At 58.0% G+C, this 2714-nt stretch carries 1 protein-coding gene; it reads left to right on the top strand.

Features of this window, described 5'->3' with window-relative positions; all coding sequences use genetic code 11:
- A partial coding sequence (locus tag M3090_RS15110; RefSeq protein ID WP_262918961.1) for a helicase-related protein occupies nucleotides 1-2714 on the top strand: 2714 nt, incomplete at both ends.

Here is a 2714-nt window from a genome sequence, read left to right as displayed (position 1 = left end):
TACCACCGCCTGTACAACGACGAAGCGGAACACCGGCAGGAGAACGGGGAACTGCGTGCGGGCCTGAACGGGCTGTACGACGGCTTTGTCCGTCAGTTCGGCAACCTGAACGACAAGAAGAACATCGACCTGTTCCGCATGGATGCCGATAACCGGGAAATCCTCGCCTTGGAGCGTTACACCGACGGCAAGGCGGTCAAGGCCGACATCTTTGACCATCCCGTGTCGTACAACGTGAACGAGATTACCCACACCGACGATGTGCACGAGGCATTGGCGGCCTCGCTCAACAAATATGGCGAGGCGAACATGGAATATATGGAATCGCTCACCGACAAGCCGCAGGCACAATTGCTGGATGAACTGCGCGGCAGGGTGTTCTACAACCCGCTGGCGAAGCGTTTCGAGATTGCCGACCGCTTCATCGCGGGCAATGTCGTGGCAAAGGCGGAGTATATCGGGGAATACTTGCAGACACATCCCGACGATGCCGAATCGCGCGTTTCGCTTGAAGCATTGCGTAAGGCGGCACCGGTACCCATTCCTTTTGAGGAACTGGACTTCAACTTCGGCGAACGCTGGATACCGGCTGCCGTGTACAGCCGCTATGCCTCATGGCTGTTCGACACCGACGTGTCCGTCCGCTACAACGCCAGCGCGGACGAGTACAATATCCGTGCCTCCGAACTCAGCCCGCGTATCTATAACCAGTATGCAGTCCGTTCCGAAACGCGCCTGTTCAACGGCGTGGCCCTCATGCGCCACGCCATCCACAACACCACGCCCAACATCACCAAGACCGTCACGGACAAGGACGGCAAGGACATCAAGGTGCGCGACCCCGAAGCCACGCAACTGGCCAACAGCAAGATTGACGAGATACGTGAAGGCTTCTCCGACTGGCTTATGGAACAGTCGCCGGAGTTCAAGAAGAAGCTGGAGGACATGTACAACCGCAAGTTCAACTGCTTCGTGCGCCCCAAGTTCGACGGCAGCCACCAGACCTTTCCAGACCTTGACTTGAAAGGGCTGGGCATCAAGGATTTGTATCCATCTCAGAAAGACTGTATCTGGATGCTGAAGATGAACGGCGGCGGCATCGCTGACCATGAGGTGGGTGGCGGCAAGACGCTGATAATGTGCGTCTCCGCCTACGAGATGAAGCGGCTCGGATTGGCGCACAAGCCGCTCATTACCGGCCTGAAGGCGAACATCCACGAGATTGCGCAGACCTTCCGCACCGCCTATCCCCATGCCAAGATACTCTATCCGGGCAAGGAGGACTTCACGCCCGACCGCCGCGTGGAAATCTTCAACCAGATGAAGAACAACGACTGGGATGCCATCATCCTCTCGCACGAGCAGTTCGGCATGATACCGCAGTCGCCCGAAATCCAGCGCGACATCTTGCAGCAGGAACTGGACAGCGTGGAGGAAAACTTGGAAGTCTTGCACCAGTTAGGCAGCGAGGTAACCAATGCCCAACTCAAGGGCGCGGAAAAGCGCAAGATGAACTTGGAAGTCAAGCTCAAGGAGCTGACGCACGAGATAGAAACCCGCAAGGATGATGTGGCGGACTTCAAGCGCATGGGCATCGACCACATCTTTGTCGATGAATCGCACCGCTTCAAGAACCTCATGTTCACCACGCGCCACGACCGTGTGGCGGGGCTGGGCAACTCGGAGGGCAGCCAGCGTGCGCTCAACATGCTCTTTGCCATCCGCACCATCCAGCAGCGCACCGGCAAGGACTTGGGAGCCACATTCCTGTCGGGGACGACCATCAGCAACTCACTGACCGAGCTGTACCTCCTGTTCAAATACCTGCGCCCCAACGAACTGGAGCGGCAGGGCATCCGCTCCTTCGACGCATGGGCGGCGGTGTTCGCACGCAAGTCCATCGACTACGAGTTCTCCGTGACCAACGAGATTGTGCAGAAGGAACGCTTCCGCTATTTCATCAAGGTGCCCGAACTCGCCTCGTTCTATTCCGAGATTACCGACTTCCGCACGGCGGAGGACATCGGCATCGACCGCCCGAAGAAGAACGAGATACTGCACAACATCGCGCCCACGCCCGACCAGCAGGAGTTCATCGCCAGGCTCATGGAGTTCGCCAAGACCGGCAATGCCACCGTATTGGGCCGTCCGCCGCTGACCGAGAAAGAAGAAAAGGCCAAGATGCTCATCGCCACCGACTATGCCCGCAAGATGTCGCTTGACATGCGGCTCATCGACCCGCTGAAATATGACGACGACCGCGACAACAAGGCGACCCACTGCGCCGACATGATTGCGCAGTATTACAACCGATACGCCGAGCATAAGGGCACGCAGTTCGTGTTCAGCGACTTGGGCACGTACAAGCCCGACCAGTGGAACCCGTACAGCGAAATCAAGCGCAAACTGGTCGAAGACCACGGCATCCCCGAAGACGAGATACGCTTCATTCAGGAAGCCAAGACCGAGAAGAAGCGCAAGGCGATGATTGAGGCGATGAACGAGGGGCGCATCCGTGTGCTGTTCGGCTCCACCGAAATGTTGGGCACGGGTGTCAATGCGCAGAAAAGGTGTGTGGCCATCCATCACTTGGACGCACCGTGGCGCCCAAGCGACCTCCAGCAGCGCGACGGGCGCGGCATCCGCAAGGGCAACGAGGTGGCGAAGCTCTATGCCGATAACAAGGTCGATGTCATCATCTATGCGGTGGAGAA

The organism is Bacteroides sp. ET71, from assembly GCF_023336905.1.
Classification (GTDB): Bacteria; Bacteroidota; Bacteroidia; order Bacteroidales; family Bacteroidaceae; genus Bacteroides.
This window is presented reverse-complemented; position numbering and strand designations above follow the sequence as displayed.